The sequence below is a fragment of the Phytohabitans kaempferiae genome (genome assembly GCF_042433955.1).
GTDB classification, from domain to species: domain Bacteria; phylum Actinomycetota; class Actinomycetes; order Mycobacteriales; family Micromonosporaceae; genus Phytohabitans; species Phytohabitans kaempferiae.
In genome coordinates, this window is record NZ_JBHLUH010000004.1 from 653,238 (window position 1) to 668,260 (window position 15,023).

At 70.6% G+C, this 15,023-nt stretch carries 11 protein-coding genes; 3 read left to right on the plus strand and 8 right to left on the minus strand.

The annotated features are described in order from the left end of the window. Window position 1: 1 nt before the first annotated feature. Genes ACFFIA_RS04225 through hemL form a run of 4 tightly spaced genes read right to left on the minus strand, consistent with a single transcriptional unit; the run spans window position 2 to window position 3,268 of the window. Window positions 2-754: a cytochrome c biogenesis CcdA family protein gene (locus ACFFIA_RS04225; protein ID WP_377245499.1), complete on the minus strand. Its 753-nt coding sequence runs from the start codon at window positions 752-754 to the stop codon at window positions 2-4. Continuing rightward, the gene (locus ACFFIA_RS04230; protein ID WP_377245502.1) at window positions 754-1,311 is read right to left on the minus strand and encodes a TlpA family protein disulfide reductase; all 558 of its coding nucleotides are present in this window, start codon (window positions 1,309-1,311) and stop codon (window positions 754-756) included. The genes ACFFIA_RS04225 and ACFFIA_RS04230 overlap by 1 nt, the downstream gene beginning before the upstream one ends. After that, window positions 1,311-1,961: a histidine phosphatase family protein gene (locus ACFFIA_RS04235; RefSeq protein ID WP_377245505.1), complete on the minus strand. Its 651-nt coding sequence runs from the start codon at window positions 1,959-1,961 to the stop codon at window positions 1,311-1,313. Before ACFFIA_RS04235 ends, ACFFIA_RS04230 begins: the two co-directional genes overlap by 1 nt. After that, window positions 1,958-3,268: a glutamate-1-semialdehyde 2,1-aminomutase gene (hemL, locus tag ACFFIA_RS04240; protein ID WP_377245508.1), complete on the minus strand. Its 1,311-nt coding sequence runs from the start codon at window positions 3,266-3,268 to the stop codon at window positions 1,958-1,960. The genes ACFFIA_RS04235 and hemL overlap by 4 nt, the downstream gene beginning before the upstream one ends. A 102-nt stretch (window positions 3,269-3,370) precedes the next feature. Here hemL and ACFFIA_RS04245 point away from each other — a divergent pair, with 102 nt between their 5' ends. Continuing rightward, the gene (locus tag ACFFIA_RS04245; protein WP_377245511.1) at window positions 3,371-3,688 is read left to right on the plus strand and encodes an STAS domain-containing protein; all 318 of its coding nucleotides are present in this window, start codon (window positions 3,371-3,373) and stop codon (window positions 3,686-3,688) included. Window positions 3,689-3,738: 50 nt separating this feature from the next. On the opposite strand, the gene ACFFIA_RS04250 is transcribed toward ACFFIA_RS04245, so the two are convergent. After that, complete coding sequence (locus ACFFIA_RS04250; RefSeq protein WP_377245738.1) at window positions 3,739-4,284, minus strand: response regulator; 546 nt, start codon at window positions 4,282-4,284, stop codon at window positions 3,739-3,741. Window positions 4,285-4,353: 69 nt separating this feature from the next. After that, complete coding sequence (locus ACFFIA_RS04255; protein ID WP_377245514.1) at window positions 4,354-8,709, minus strand: HAMP domain-containing protein; 4,356 nt, start codon at window positions 8,707-8,709, stop codon at window positions 4,354-4,356. A gap of 186 nt (window positions 8,710-8,895) precedes the next feature. On the opposite strand from ACFFIA_RS04255, the gene ACFFIA_RS04260 reads away from it, so the two are divergent. Next, entirely contained in the window at window positions 8,896-10,890 is a 1,995-nt protein-coding gene (locus ACFFIA_RS04260) for a SpoIIE family protein phosphatase (RefSeq protein WP_377245516.1), read from the plus strand. 2 nt (window positions 10,891-10,892) lie between these two features. Here ACFFIA_RS04260 and ACFFIA_RS04265 read toward each other — a convergent pair whose 3' ends face one another. Both ACFFIA_RS04265 and ACFFIA_RS04270 read right to left on the minus strand, forming a co-directional pair. Next, on the minus strand, window positions 10,893-11,339 hold the full coding sequence (locus ACFFIA_RS04265; protein WP_377245519.1) for a YciI family protein: 447 nt from the start codon (window positions 11,337-11,339) through the stop codon (window positions 10,893-10,895). Window positions 11,340-11,577: 238 nt separating this feature from the next. Then, the gene (locus ACFFIA_RS04270; RefSeq protein WP_377245522.1) at window positions 11,578-12,858 is read right to left on the minus strand and encodes an FAD-binding oxidoreductase; all 1,281 of its coding nucleotides are present in this window, start codon (window positions 12,856-12,858) and stop codon (window positions 11,578-11,580) included. Between the two features lie 77 nt (window positions 12,859-12,935). Here ACFFIA_RS04270 and ACFFIA_RS04275 point away from each other — a divergent pair, with 77 nt between their 5' ends. Beyond that, window positions 12,936-15,023 carry a S9 family peptidase gene (locus tag ACFFIA_RS04275; protein ID WP_377245525.1) on the plus strand — a complete coding sequence of 696 codons (2,088 nt, stop codon included), beginning with the start codon at window positions 12,936-12,938 and terminating at the stop codon, window positions 15,021-15,023.

A 15,023-nucleotide genomic window follows, 5' to 3' on the forward strand; every position in this document is an offset into this window, starting at 1 on the left:
GTCAGATGCTGACCTCTCCCACGCCGACCGTGGTCTGCAACCAGATCAGGAAGGTTTCCCAACCGCCGGTGATCAGCGCCAGACCGACCACGATCAGGAGCGCGCCACCGGCCCGCGTGACCCAGCGGCTGTTGCGCCGGATCGCCTTGACGACCCCGAGCATCCGGCGGAAGCCCAGCCCGAAGGCGACGAAGGGCAGGCCAAGTCCCAGGCAGTACGCCACCGCCAGCACCACGGCCCGGTCGGTCTTGCCGCTCACGCTGGCCATCGTCAGCACCGCGCCGAGCGTCGGGCCGACGCAGGGAACCCACGAGAGGGCGAAGACCGCGCCGAAGACTGGTGCCCCGATCAGCCCGGCGTTGGGCAGCCGGTTGATCCGGAACTCGCGCTGCATCCCTGGTACGAGCCCGAGAAACGCCAGCCCCAGCACGATGATCAACGCGCCGCCGATGATCTCCAGCACGCGTCGGTTGCCCAGCAGCGCGCCGGTGGCGCTGGTGAAGAGCACCGCGGTCAGCGTGAACACGACCGTGAAGCCAGCGATGAAGAGCGAGGTGCCGGCGAGCACGCGGCGCGTCCGCTCGGTGCCCGCGTCGAGCTCGGCGCCGGAGAGCCCGGTGACGTACGACAGGTAGCCGGGCACCAGCGGGAGCACGCACGGCGAGAGGAAGCTGACCAGGCCGGCGAGGGCCGCCGCGCCGATCGCCAGCGCGAGAGGTCCGCCGTTGGCCAACTGCCGGAACGTCTCGCCCATCAGCTCGCCTCGGCCGCCAGACGCGCGACCACCGGCTCGAACTCGGCCTGCTGCACCGCGCTCCGGATCACCACCGCGATCCGGCCCTGGCGGTCGAGCACGATGGTGGCCGGGATGGTGTTGGGCGGGATGTCGAAGTCGAGCGCGAGCTTGCTGGACGGGTCGAGGACGCTCGGATAGCTCACCCGGCCGTCCTGGAACGCCTTCGCCCGGTCACGGTCGTCGCGGATATTGATGCCGATGAAGCGCACGCCCTGGCCCTTGGTGGCCTCGTACGTCGCCTCCAGGTCGTCGATCTCGGCCCGGCAGGGCGCGCACCACGAGCCCCAAAAGTTGATCACGACGACCTGGCCGCGATCCTGGCTGAGGTCGTACCGGCCGCCGTCGAGCAGCTCACCGCTGAGCGCCGGGGCTGGCGGGCGCTTGTCGGCGGCGCACTCGATGTAGCCCGCCGAGTTGGCCGCGCAGTCGTCCTCCCACGTGGACCCACCGCACGCGGTGAGCGTGGTGACGGCGAGGAGCGCGGCAAGCACGAATGCCGGGGCCCGGAAACGCATCAGGCGCCTTTGGCCGTCCGGGCGCCCGGGGACATCGCGACCAGGTGCGCGGCCGGCTCCGAGTAGCCGACGCCGACGATCTTCGCGTCTTCGAAGTGGAACGACGTGAGGCTGGCCAGGCTGCACTGGCGGCGGCGAGGGTCGTGCCAGAGCCGCTTGCGCTCGACGTACCGCCGGAGGATCCACACCGGCAGCTGGTGCGAGACGCAGACCGCCTCGCGCCCCTCGGCCGCTACTCGGGCGGCGTGCAGCGCGGCGAACATGCGCTCGGCGATCTGCTTGTACGGCTCGCCCCACGAGGGGGTCACCGGGTCGCGCAGGACCCACCAGTTGCGCGGGTCGCGGAACGAGCCATCGCCCGGCCCGACCCGCTTGCCCTCGAACCAGTTTGCGCTCTCGATCAGCCGCTCGTCGGTCGCCACCGGCAGCTTGAACTGCGCGGCGATCGGTTCGGCGGTCTCCTGGGCGCGCTCCAGCGGGCTCGCCACCACGTACGAGATGTCGCGATCGGCCAGGGCCTGCGCCGCCGCCTTGGCCATCTGCCCGCCCAGCTCGGAGAGGCGGAAGCCGGGCAGCCGGCCGTACAGAACCCGGTCTGGATTGTGGACTTCCCCGTGCCGCAGCACGTGCACCACGGTCTTGCTGGTCATGACCCGCTCCCCGCTGCCGCCGCGGCCGCCGCTGCGGGCAGCGCCGCGGATATCACTTCCAACGCGTCGTCGCCGATCGCGGTGGATACGAACCATGATTCGAACGCGCTGGGCGGCAGGTAGACGCCCCCGTCCAGCATCGCGTGGAAGAACGCCTTGAACGCGGCCACGTCCTGCGTCTTCGCGCTGTCGTAGTCGACCACGTCAGTGGCGGTGAAGAAGATCGAGAACATGCTGCCCGCGTACGCGAGTCGGTGTGGGACCCCGGCGGCGGTCAGCGCCTCGCTCGCGAGCCCGCCCACGACGGTGGCCGTCTCGTCGAGCCGGCGGTAGACCTCGGCGTCGGCGAGGCGCAGGCTGGCCAGCCCGGCGGCACAGGCGAGCGGGTTTCCGGAGAGCGTGCCGGCCTGGTAGACCGGCCCGGCCGGGGCGAGGCGCGCCATGATCTCCGCGCGGCCACCGAAGGCCGCCGCGGGCAGGCCGCCGCCCATGACCTTGCCAAACGTGTACAGATCGGCGTCGACTGGCTCAAGCTCGGCCCAGCCGCCCCGAGCCACGCGGAACCCCGTCATCACCTCGTCGACGATCAGCAGCGCGCCGTGCCGGTGGGCGATCTCGGCGAGCGCCTTGTTGAAGCCGTCGCGGGGCGCCACCACGCCCATGTTGCCCGGCGCCGCCTCGGTGATCACGGCCGCGATCCGCTCGCCGTCGGCGGCGAAGGCGGCCTCGACGGCGGCGATGTCGTTGTAGGGCAGCACAATCGTCTCGCTCGCGGCCGCGCCGGTGACCCCCGGCGAGTCGGGCAGCCCGAGCGTCGCGACGCCCGAACCGGCGGCGGCGAGCAGCGCGTCGACGTGCCCGTGGTAGCAGCCGGCGAACTTGACGATCTTGGAGCGGCCGGTGAAGCCGCGGGCCAGCCGGATCGCCGACATGGTCGCCTCGGTGCCGGAGTTGACCAGGCGCACCTGGTCGACCGGCGTGCGGGCGACGATCTCCTCGGCCAACTCGACCTCCCCCGGCGTGGGGGTGCCGAAGCTGGTGCCCCGGGCGGCGGCCGTCTGCACGGCACCGACCACCTCGGGATGCGCGTGGCCGTGGATCAGCGGCCCCCACGAACAGACCAGGTCGACGTAGCGACGCTCGTCCGCGTCGTACAACCACGGACCGTCACCGCGCATCATGAAGCGGGGCGTGCCGCCGACCGCTCGGAACGCGCGCACAGGTGAGTTGACCCCGCCCGGCACGATGGCGCGGGCGCGGTCGAAGAGGGCATTGGATGCCGGCGTGTCGCTCGCAAGCTCGCTCACAGTGCAGCCATTCTGACAGCGGTACCTGGAGCGGAGGCAGGGCACCCCGGTACTGGGCTGCACCGCCGGGCGACATCCACTAGATCACGATAGGCTGATCGGGTGGAACGTCCGGAGTTGTCCATCGCGGTGCTGCGCGATCCCGACGAGACTATGCTCAAGCTCGCCGGCGAGATCGACATGCTCACCGCGGCCCGACTCTCCAGCATCGTCAACGAGATCCTGACCGAAGCGCCCGTGCGAATCGTGCTCGACATGGCCGGCGTCACGTTCTGTGACTCGCAGGGTCTGGGCACGATCGTGGTGCTGACCAAGAAGGCGAGCCACACGCAGAGTGTGCTTCTGCTCACCAACGTCGGCGACTTCCTGCTGCGTGTGCTGGACATCACCGGCCTGCGGTCGGCACTCACGATCCGCTGACCCGCGCATCTCACGGCAGGTAGTGCCGTGAGCACGCGACGAAGCGCTGCCTAGCCCCAGCGGGCCTGCTCCAGCAAGGTCACCGCCCGGTCGCGACTGTCGGGGTCGGACGAGCGGAGCAGGGCGGTCGCCTCGTCGACCGCCTCGGTCAGCGCGCGCCACTGCGCCTCACGCTCGCGTACCACCTCGGACTGCGCCTGGAGCTGCTGCGTCTTGATCCACAGGTCGACGAAGACCGAGACCTTGGCCCGCAGGACCCACGGGTCGAACGGCTTTGTCAGGTAGTCGACCGCCCCGACCGAGTAGCCGCGCAGGGCGAGCTGGGCGTCTCGGTCGGCGGCGGTCAGGAAGATGATCGGCACGTGGCGGGTGCGCTCCCGCCGCTTGATGTGGCTGGCCGTCTCGAAACCATCCATATCTGGCATCTGCGCGTCGAGCAGGATCACCGCGAAGTCGTCGACGAGGAGTTGCTTGAGCGCCGCCTCGCCGCTCTCCACCGCCACCGTGTGCACCGGCAGGCCCTGGAGGATGGCTTCGAGCGCGACGAGGTTGTCGCGCCGGTCGTCGACCAGCAGTGCCTTGGCGACACCCATCAGGCAGAGCCTTCCTTTGCTCGCTCGCTCGACGTCGGCCCGCATGAGCCCCGTCTCCGCCGCTCACCCACGTTACCCATCGCGGCCGCCACCGTTGACCCAGGCGGCCATCATCTCGATCAGCTCGTCGAGGTCGACGGGCTTGGTGATGTAGTCACTCGCACCGGCGCCGATCGCCGACTCCTGGTCGCCGGGCATCGCCTTCGCCGTGAGGAAGACCACCGGCAGCTCGGCGAAGCGGTGGTTGCGGCGGATGGCACGGGTCGTCTCGTAGCCGTCCTGGTCCGGCATCATCGCGTCCATCAGCACGATGTCCACCTCCGGGTGCTCCGCCAGCAACCGTACGCCATCGACCCCGTTGTCCGAGTAGAGAACGGTCATGCCGTGCAGCTCCAGGGCACTGGTCAAGGCGAAGACGTTACGCACGTCGTCATCGATGATCAGCACTGTGGCGCCGTCGAGCTGGCGGGCCGCGGGCGTGGCCGGACGCTCGTTTTCCTCCGGCTGCCGCAGCATCGGCATGTCGGCGAGGGCCGGCAGGTTGGACCTGGTCACCGGCAGGGTCATCGGCAACGGCGTCTGCACCGACTCCGGCAGCAACACGTCCGGCAGCAGCAGCGTGAACGTCGAGCCGGAGCCCGGCGTCGAGGAGACCGTGATCGTGCCGCCGAGCAGTCGGGCCAGGTCACGGCTGATCGACAGCCCGAGGCCGGTGCCGCCGTATCGCCGGCTGGTCGTGCCGTCTGCCTGCTGGAACGCCTCGAAGATGAGGTCGAACTTGTCTTCGGAGATGCCGATGCCGGTGTCGGCGACCGTGAACGCCACGAGCGGTCGCGACGACGCCGTCTGCTCCTCCGGTGCGGCGGGCGCGATGCGCAGTGTCACCGAGCCGCTGTCGGTGAACTTGACCGCGTTGGAGAGCAGGTTGCGCAGGATCTGCTGGAGCCGCTGCGCGTCGGTGACCACCGCCGCGGGCAGCCCGGGCTCCACGGTGACCGCGAAGTCGAGCCCCTTCTCCTCGGCCTGCGGCGTGAACGCCTGCTCCACGTACCCCCGGATGTCCTGGAGGTTGACCTCGGTGGGCTCGACGTCCATCCGGCCCGCCTCGATCTTCGCCACGTCGAGGATGTCGTCGATCAGCGAGAGCAGGTCGGACCCAGCACTGTGGATGGTGCGGGCGAACTCGATCTGCTTGTCGGTCAGGTTGTGCTCGGGGTTGTCGGCGAGCAGCCGGGCCAGCAGGAGCAGCGAGTTGAGCGGCGTACGCAGCTCGTGGCTCATGTTGGCGAGGAACTCCGACTTGTACGCCGACGCCCGGGTGAGCTGCTGCGCCTTCTCCTCCAGACCCATCCGGGCCAGCTCGATCTCCCGGTTTTTCGTCTCGATGTTGGCCTTCTGCTCGGACAGCAGCTGTGCCTTGTCTTCCAGCTCGGCGTTGGTGCGCTGAAGCTCCGCCGACTGCTCCTGCAACTCGTGCGCCAGCCGCTGCGACTGGGAGAGCAGCTCCTCCGTACGCCGGTTGGCCTGGATGGTGTTGAGCGCGATGCCGATCGTGGAGACCAGCCGCTCCAGGAACGAGATGTGCAGGTCGGAGAAGGCGTTGACCGAGGCGAACTCGATCACGCCGAGCATCTCGCCCTCGAAGAGGATCGGCAGCACCACCACGTCGCGGGGCTTGGTGGTGAGCAGCCCTGAGCGCAGGGTCAGTGCGCCGGTCGCGTCGGTGCTCACCCGGATCATCCGGCGCGAGACGGCCGCCTGGCCGATCAGCCCTTCACCGGGGCCGAAGACCACCTCGTTGGTACGGGTCACGTAGCCGTACGACGCGGCCAACCGCAGCCGCGTGGTCGCCTCGTCGTTGTCGACCAGGAAGAACGCGCCCAACTGCGCCTCGACCAGCGGCGTGACCTCGCCCATCAGCATCCGGCAGACCTCGCCGAGGTCGCGCTGGCCCTGGAGCAGGCCACCGATCCGGGCCAGGTTGGAGTCGAGCCAGCTCTGCTCGGCGTTCTTCCGCGTGGTCTCGCGGAGCGCGACGATCATCTGGTTGATGTTGTCCTTCAGCTCGGCGACCTCGCCCTGGGCCTCGACCGTGATCCGCTGGGTCAGGTCGCCCTTGGTGACCGATGTGGACACCTGCGCGATCGCCCGCAACTGCGTGGTGAGCGTCGCGGCGAGCTGGTTGACGTTTTCGGTGAGGTCGCGCCACGTACCCGAGACGCCCTTGACCCGTGCCAGACCGCCCAGCTTGCCCTCGATGCCAACCTCGCGACCGACCCGGGTGATCTCCTCGGCGAACGAGGAGAGCTGGTCGACCATCGTGTTGACGGTCTGCTTGAGTTCGAGGATCTCGCCCTCGGCGTCCACTGTGATCTTCTGTGAGAGGTCGCCCTTCGCCACGGCCGTGGTGACGCTCGCGATGTTGCGGACCTGGGCGGTGAGGTTGGAGGCCATGAAGTTGACGTTGTCGGTCAGGTCGCGCCAGGTGCCCGCGACCCCGCGCACCTGCGCCTGACCGCCCAGCTTGCCCTCCGTGCCCACCTCACGGGCCACACGCGTGACCTCCTCGGCGAACGAGGAGAGCTGGTCGACCATCGTGTTCATGGTGTTCTTCAGCTCCCAGATCTCGCCCTGCGCGTCGACGGTGATCTTCTGGGAGAGGTCGCCCCTGGCCACGGCGGTGGAGACCTGCGCGATGTTTCGCACCTGGGAGGTCAGGTTGGAGGCCATGAAGTTGACGTTGTCGGTCAGGTCGCGCCAGGTGCCCGCGACCCCGCGCACCTGCGCCTGACCGCCCAGCTTGCCCTCCGTGCCCACCTCACGGGCCACACGCGTCACCTCGTCGGCGAACGAGGAGAGCTGGTCAACCATCGTGTTCACGGTGCTCTTCAGCTCAAGGATCTCGCCCCGCGCGTCCACAGTGATCTTCTGCGACAGGTCGCCCTTCGCCACCGCCGTGGTGACGCTCGCGATGTTTCGCACCTGGGAGGTCAGGTTGGAGGCCATCGAGTTGACGTTGTCGGTGAGGTCGCGCCAGGTGCCGAGTACACCCTTCACCTGCGCCTGACCACCCAGCTTGCCCTCCGTGCCCACCTCACGGGCCACACGCGTCACCTCGTCGGCGAACGACGAGAGCTGGTCAACCATCGTGTTCACGGTGCTCTTCAGCTCAAGGATCTCGCCCCGCGCGTCCACAGTGATCTTCTGCGACAGGTCGCCCTTCGCCACCGCCGTCGACACCTGCGCGATGTTTCGCACCTGGGCCGTGAGGTTGCCGGCGAGCTGGTTGACGCTCTCCGTCAGGTCGCGCCAGGTGCCCGCGACCCCGCGCACCTGCGCCTGACCACCGAGCTTGCCCTCCGTGCCCACCTCACGGGCCACACGGGTCACTTCCTCGGCGAACGAGGAAAGCTGGTCGACCATCGTGTTCATGGTGTTCTTCAGCTCGAGGATCTCGCCCTGCGCGGCCACCGTGATGGTCTGCGACAGGTCGCCCTTCGCCACGGCGGTCGACACCTGCGCGATGTTTCGCACCTGCGCGGTCAGGTTGGACGCCATCGAGTTGACGTTGTCGGTGAGGTCTTTCCAGATGCCCGCCACGTTGGGCACCTCGGCCTGACCGCCGAGCTTGCCCTCGGTGCCCACCTCGCGGGCCACGCGCGTCACCTGCTCGGCGAAGGTCCGCAGCGTGTCGGTGAGCGAGTTGATCGTGTGCGCCAGCTCGGCGACCTCGCCCTTCGCCGAAACGGTGATCTTCTGGGAGAGGTCACCGCGGGCGATCGCCGTGGTCACCTGCGAGATCGACCGCACCTGGCTGGTGAGGTTGGAAGCCATCGTGTTGACCGAGTCGGTGAGGTCGCGCCAGGTGCCGGCGACGCCGCGCACGTCCGCCTGGCCGCCGAGCGCGCCGTCGGTGCCCACCTCACGGGCCACGCGCGTCACCTCGTCGGCGAACGAGGAAAGCTGGTCGACCATCGTGTTGACCGTGCGGCCGATGCGGAGGAACTCGCCGCGCAGCGGGCGACCGTCGATCTCCAGCGCCATGTGCTGGGAGAGGTCGCCGTCGGCCACCGCCACGATGACCCGGGAGATCTCGGTGGTCGGGCGCCCCAGGTCGTCGATCAGCGAGTTGATCGCGCGGGCGTGGTCGGCCCAGGCGCCGTCGACGCCCTCCTCGTCCAGGCGCTCGGTGAGCCGGCCGTCCCGTCCCACGATCCGGCTGATCTTGCGTACCTCGAGGTTTTGCCGTTCCTGAAGCGCCACCACGTCGTTGAATGCGTCAGCGACCTCGCCAGCCACTCCGGCCCGGCGGGGAAGGCGTACTTTAAGGTCGCCGCGACGCACCCGCCGCAGCGCGTCGGCCAGCTCATTGAGAACGGCGGCCTCGTCGGAAGCCGGCCGGGTGCTCACCTGCTTTGCCGTGGTCATGCAAATCCTCGCTCACCTTGGGTGGTTCCCCACATCATGGCGCGTCGTGGACGGCAGAAGCGAGCGCCAGGCTTGGATGAACCCGGTCAGGCGGTAGAGGATGCAAGCGTGTCAGCGGAGGCCAGAGGGGGGTCCCCAAACCAGGGGCAGGCATGGGCGAAGCGTGCGCCGAGCGGCAACGCCCCGGTGGCGGAGCACGTCCGCCGGGTCAGGCTGCCCGCGGACCGGCGTACTCCGGCGGCGGCCCGGGCCGTGGTGCGCTCGGTGCTGGCCGAGGCTGACCTGGACGAACTGCTCAACGAAGCCCTACTGCTGACCACCGAGCTTTCCACCAACGCGGTGGTACACGCGGGCACGGAGCTGGACATCGAGGTCATCGCGGGCTCGACCGGGCTGATGGTCACGGTCACGGACTACGAGGCCAGTCCGTCGGAGAGCCTGACGGCGGGCCCACGTAACAAGGAAATAGACATTTCGGACGTATCGGAACGCGGGCGCGGGCTGCTGCTAGTCGACCACTTCGCCAGCCGGTGGGGTACGACACACATGCCGACCGGCAAGGGCGTCTGGTTCCGGCTGGACCGCAAGGACGTACCGTCCGCCGAGACGGCCGCCGAGTCGCCCACCCCGACCGCCAGCGTGCTCACCTCGCTGCTCCAGATCGTGCCCGAGCCACACGCCGACGACGCGCTCGGCGACTTCGCGGGGCACCTGCTCTCCCGGGTCGCCGAGCTGGTGGGCGCCGCCGGCGGTGCCATCCGCCTCGACCGAGGCGAGGGCGGCGGGGCGCAGCTGCTGGCCCGGTACGGCCGCCTGCCCCGGCCCGGCGCCGAGCTGCTGCGCGTGCCGCTCGCGGTCAACCGCCCGTACTCGGGGGAGCTGGAGCTGGACGTCGCGCCCTCGGGATACGCCGGGCCGCTCGCCTCACTCGCCGCCGAGCGCCTCGCCCTGCACCTGGAAAACGACCGGCTGCGGCGGGCTGACGTACGCCGCCAGACCTGGCTGACCTTCCTCGCCGAGGCGAGCGAGCTGCTCGCCCAGTCGCTCGACGTCAACCTGACGCTGGCGCTAATCCCGCAGCTCGTCGTGCCCCGGCTCGGTCAGTGGTGCGCGGTGCACACGACCGACGAGTGGGGGCGGCTCCAGCTCGCCGCGGCCACACACGCCGACGAGTCCACGCTGCCGCAACTGCACGCGATGTTTCAGGAGACCGGCCCGGAGTCACCGATCACGCGGCTGCGGGAGGCGTCCCGCAGCGGCTCGCAGGTACCGCTCGGCCCGCCGCTGGAGGGCTTCGCCGTGCCGCTCGCCGCGCGCGGGCAGCGCCTCGGCACGCTCGCGGTCGGCCGTCACCAGCGGCACCGCCACGACGCCGACGAGGTGGCGATCCTCGAAGACGTCGCCCGCCGAGCCGCGCTCGCCGTCGACAACGCCCGTATCCACGAGGAGCGCCGCCGAGTCGCGCACACGCTCCAGCAGTCGCTGCTGCCGCCCGTACTCCCGGTGGTGCAGGGCATCGGCTTCGCCGCCGAGTACGTACCGACCGGCGACGCCGCCGAGGTGGGCGGCGACTTCTACGACGTGGTCCCGCTGCCCGACGAGCGGTGGCTGGTGGTCGTCGGCGATGTCTCCGGCAAGGGCGTGCAGGCGGCGGCGGTCACCGGCCTCGTCCGCGACGTGATCCGCGTGCTCGTACGCGACGGCAAGCCGCTGCCCGAAGCGCTGGGCCGGCTCAACGACACGCTCGTCGAGCGGGGCGGCGGGCGATACTGCACGCTCGCCCTCGCCGCGGTCGGCCGGGGCGACGGCGACCAGCTCGACGTCTCCCTGCACCTGGCCGGGCACGACCGCCCGGTCCTCGTACGGGCCGACGGGCGCGCCTCCTTCGTGGGCACCGGCGGCACCGCCCTCGGCCTGCTCGACTCCATCGCGACGCCGGTCGCCACCGTGCCACTCGACCCGGGCGACGCGCTGGTCTTCTACACCGACGGCGTGACCGAACGGCGGCGCGGGCGCGAGCTGTTTGGCCCGGAGCGGCTGCGTGACACGGCGGCGCCGCTGGCCGGCTACTCCGCCGACATCGTGGCCGCCCGCCTCCGGACGGCCACGATGGGCTTCTCCGCCGAAGCACCGCGCGACGACATCGCGATCCTGGTGCTCCGCAACGAGCCCGAGGCGTGACCTCAGCGCTCGGAGACCTGGCTCCAGACCTGGCGGTCGCGCTCCCGCTGGTCTTCGGTGAAGTTGACCAGCTCGTCGCTCTCGCCGATCTGGCGCACCTCCACCACGGCTTCCTCGCCCTGTGGGATGCCGACCATCGGGCAACGTGAGGCCCACTCGATGGCCTCCTCCCTGGACCGCACCTGGATCAGGTAGAAGCCGGCAATCAGCTCCTTGGCCTCGGCGAACGGCCCGTCCACCACGCTGCGCTTACCGTCGCGGTAGATCACGCGGGCGCCGGCCGAGCTGGGATACAGCCCCTCCCCGGCGAGGAGGACGCCGGCCTTCGCCATGTCTTCGCTGTACTTCACCATCGCGGCGATGAGCTCCTCCGGCGGCTGGCTGATGGCGTCGGGATCGCCACTCTCGGGCGGCGGCGGGTCACCTTTGAGGATCAGCATGAATCGCATCGTTCGACTCCTTCGTCGTCACTCTTGGGCCCGTACCAAAGACTCTGCCGTTGCGGGCCGGACTCCAGGCGGCCCCTGGCGACGCCTGGGCCCGGCACGGCCCGGCAATACAGGCCCTGGACCCTGTCTCCCGGATCTCGGTGAACGAGACGAGGTCCGCGAGAAAGACCCTGGCCACCAATGGCTCTACCAGGGCGTCGAACGACGCGCACGCCGATCGACACACGACCGGGAAAAATCAGGCGCCGAAGAATCGGCCCGGCGCCAGGCGGCCGGCGGGGTCGAAGCGCGCCTTGACCCGGCGCACGAGATCGGGGCTGGCCATCGGCCCCCAGAGGTCGACCGCGTCACGGATCGCGGGCGGGGCGGAGACCACGACGCACGAGCCGGCGCGGGCGAGCAGCACGCCGCGCACCGCCTCCAGCACGGCGGCGACCCGATCGGGGTGAGCATCGCCGGGAAGGGCCGCGTGGATCACGCCGGTGCCGGCCGAGCCGCGCACGGGCACCGCCGCGCCGGCCGCGTCGCGGATCGCGTAGATGGCGGCGTGCAGGTCGGCGGAGGGCACGGTGACCCGCAGCGCGACATCGTCGGGGCCGAAGGGATAGCGCCCCCACCAGGGCGGCGGCTCGGAGCGGATCGAGGCGTCGCCGCCGAGCAGGTCGGCGACCCGGGTCGAGCGCTCCAGCACCTCGCCTGGCTCCCCCTCCACCAGCACCGCGAGCGTGCCCGGCCCGCGCGGCGCCCGCTGGCGGGGCACGAGCACGGGCCGGCTGGCCGGCAGGTCGAGCTCGACCGCCGCCGTCTTCACTCGGCTGCGCAGCACGGGACGGACCAGGTCGTACAGCTCGAGTGGCGTCCAGACCGAGCGCCGCACCCAGGCCCGCGACGCGGGCTCGGGCAGCACCTTGACCGTGGCCGAGACGATCACGCCGAGCGCCCCGGACGAGCCGCTCAGCAGCCGGCCCATGCCCCGGTCGGGCGCGCCCTCCGCGCCCCGGCCGCCGGAGTGGGTCAGGACGCCGGCGGCGCTGATGTAGCTGACCCCGGCGAGCTGGTCGGCGACCGACCCGTAGCGGTGGGCGAGCGGGCCCGCCTCGTCGCTGGCGATGACGCCGCCGATGGTCGCGCCCGTCGACGGGCCGTCGAGCGCGAGCCGCCAGCCACCGCGGGCGAGGGCCGACCGCGCGGCGCGCAGTGGTGTGCCTGCACCGATCTCAGCCGCTCCCTCGGCCGGCGCGTGGTGCCACACCCCCGCCAGCCGGCCGGTGTCGAGCAGCAGGTCGGCGCGGGCCGGGCGGCAGCCCCAGTCGAGCTTGGTGGCCGCGCCCCGGGCCACCACCGCCAGATCATGCTCGACGGCGAGGCGGACGATGGCCGCGACGCCGTCGATCGTCGGAGGTGCGGCGACCCAGCTCGCGGGCGTGCCGGCCACCGTGTCAGCCGGCCCGCCGAGCCGCGCGAAGCGCATGCCGCAGATGTCGACGAGGCTCCGGAAAAGGGCGCCACGCGTCGTCATCGAACAAGTGTACGAATAACCTCGGCCCTCGCGCCAGCCCGCCGACACTTTCATGACGCCCGGTAACGTGGGCGTCCGTGACGACCGAAACCGCCGCGACCCCGCCCGTCGCCAAGCGCCTCCCCGCTGAGCGCACCCACCACGGCGACACCGTCGTCGATGAGTACGCGTGGCTCGCCACCAAGGACGACCCGGACACGATCGCGTACCTCAAGGCGGAGAACGCCTTTACCGAGGCGACGACGGCACACCTGGCCGACCTGCGCGACACGCTCTTCGAGGAGACCCGGCGGCGCACCAAGGAGACCGACCTGTCGGTGCCCACGCGCAAGGGCGACTTCTGGTACTACACGCGCACGGTCGAGGGCCAGCAGTACGGCATCCAGTGCCGCCGGAAGGTGCGCGACGGCGAGAGCGAGCCACCGTCCACCGAGGACGGCACGCCGCTCGACGGCGAGGAGATCCTGCTCGACGGCAACGCGCTGGCCGAGGGGCACGACTTCTTCGCGCTCGGCACGTTCGACATCAGCCCCGACGGGCGGTGGCTGGCCTACTCCACCGACTTCGCCGGCGACGAGCGCTTCACGCTGCGGGTCAAAGACCTGAGCACCGGCGAGGTACTGGCCGACGAGGTGCCCGACACGTTCTACGGCAGTGCCTGGTCGGCCGACGGCTCGACACTCTTCTACCTGACCGTCGACGAGGCGTGGCGGCCAAACCGCGTGTGGCGGCACACCATCGGCAGCGCGGCCAGCGACGACGTGGTGGTCTACGAGGAGAGCGACGAGCGCTTCTGGGTCGGTGTCGACCTGACCCGCTCGGAGAAGTTCATCGTGATCGACGCGCACAGCAAGATCACGAGCGAGGTGCGGGTGATCCCGGCCAGCAACCCCACCGGCGAGCCGGCCATCATCGCGCCCCGCCGGCAGGGCGTGGAGTACTCGATCGAGCACCACGGCCACCGCTTCCTGATCCTGCACAACGACGGCGCGGAAGACTTCGAGCTCGCGTACACCTCGGCCGACGCGCCGGGCGACTGGGCGACGATGATCCCGCACTCCCCCGGCACGCGACTGGAGGGCGTCGACGCCTTCGCCAACCACGTGGTGGTCTCGCTGCGCAAAGACGGGCTGACCGGGCTGCGCGTGCTGCCGGTGGGCTCGACCGACACGTACGACATCGACTTCCCCGAGCCGATCTACAGCGTGGGCCTGGAGGCCAACCCGGAGTACGGCACGTCCACCGTGCGCCTGCACTACGCCTCGTTCGTCACGCCCGACTCGGTCTACGACTACGACCTCGTCACCCGCCGGATGGTGCTGCGCAAGCAGAGGCCGGTGCTCGGCGATTTCGACCCGGAGGCGTACGAGCAGCACCGCGACTGGGCGCTCGCCGACGACGGCACGCGCGTGCCGATCTCGCTGGTCTGCCGCGCCGGCACGCCCAAGGACGGCTCGGCCCCGGCGGTCATCTACGGCTACGGCTCGTACGAGGCGAGCATGGACCCCTGGTTCTCGATCCCCCGCCTGTCCCTTCTGGACCGTGGCGTGATCTTCGCGGTCGCGCACATCCGGGGCGGCGGCGAGATGGGGCGCCGGTGGTACGAAGACGGCAAGATGCTGGCGAAGAAGAACACCTTCACCGACTTCGTGGCCTGCGCGCGGCACCTGGTCAAGACGAGCTGGACCGCCACCGACCGGCTGGTCGCCCGGGGCGGCTCGGCCGGCGGCCTGCTGATGGGGGCGGTGGCCAACCTCGCGCCAGACGCGTTCGCCGGTGTGGTGGCGCAGGTGCCCTTCGTCGACGCGCTCAACACGATCCTCGACCCGTCGCTGCCGCTCACCGTCACCGAGTGGGAGGAGTGGGGCAACCCGCTCGACGACCCCGAGGTGTACGCGTACATGAAGTCGTACACGCCGTACGAGAACGTTTCCGCCGCGGACTATCCGGCGATCCTGGCGGTGACCAGCCTCAACGACACGCGTGTGCTCTACCACGAGCCGGCCAAGTGGGTCGCCCGGCTGCGCGCCACGGCACCGGGCGGCGAATACCTGCTGAAGATCGAGATGGGCGCCGGACACGGTGGCCCGAGCGGTCGCTACGACGCCTGGAAGGAAGAGGCGTTCGTGGCGGCATGGATCCTCGACCGGCTGCGCCGGGCCTGA

What these genes read in the sequence shown, in the direction of transcription:
- ACFFIA_RS04255 (WP_377245514.1), bottom strand. Translation starts at nt 8,709, where the DNA reads ATGACCACGGCAAAGCAGGTGAGCACCCGGCCGGCTTCCGACGAGGCC.
- ACFFIA_RS04225 (WP_377245499.1), bottom strand. Translation starts at nt 754, where the DNA reads ATGGGCGAGACGTTCCGGCAGTTGGCCAACGGCGGACCTCTCGCGCTG.
- ACFFIA_RS04235 (WP_377245505.1), bottom strand. Translation starts at nt 1,961, where the DNA reads ATGACCAGCAAGACCGTGGTGCACGTGCTGCGGCACGGGGAAGTCCAC.
- ACFFIA_RS04265 (WP_377245519.1), bottom strand. Translation starts at nt 11,339, where the DNA reads ATGCGATTCATGCTGATCCTCAAAGGTGACCCGCCGCCGCCCGAGAGT.
- ACFFIA_RS04230 (WP_377245502.1), bottom strand. Translation starts at nt 1,311, where the DNA reads ATGCGTTTCCGGGCCCCGGCATTCGTGCTTGCCGCGCTCCTCGCCGTC.
- ACFFIA_RS04270 (WP_377245522.1), bottom strand. Translation starts at nt 12,858, where the DNA reads ATGACGACGCGTGGCGCCCTTTTCCGGAGCCTCGTCGACATCTGCGGC.